Annotated in this window: 1 pseudogene; it reads right to left on the bottom strand. The window is 44.3% G+C overall.

The features are described 5' to 3' along the window. Positions 1–39: 39 nt before the first annotated feature. Positions 40–203 (bottom strand): annotated as a pseudogene (locus tag CWB99_RS23835) (ribose-phosphate pyrophosphokinase); the annotation flags it as partial.

Here is a 203-nt window from a genome sequence, read left to right as displayed (position 1 = left end):
GGGCGGTGTTTTCTATTTGAGCTCATCGGCGAAGCAGCTTTAGTGCTCAAACATCGCCGAAATAGATTCTTCGTTGCTAATACGACGGATGGTCTCGGCCATCATATCAGCCAAGGTTAACACCTTGATATTGTCTAAGGCTTTAAGCTCATCTGACAACGGAATTGAGTCGGTGACAATGACTTCGTCAATTACTGAATTAC

Origin of the sequence: Pseudoalteromonas rubra, assembly GCF_005887095.1 — a bacterium.
Taxonomy (GTDB): Bacteria; Pseudomonadota; Gammaproteobacteria; order Enterobacterales; family Alteromonadaceae; genus Pseudoalteromonas; species Pseudoalteromonas rubra_E.
The sequence above is the reverse complement of the archived record's forward strand: the minus strand, read 5'-3'. Positions and strand labels throughout refer to the sequence as shown.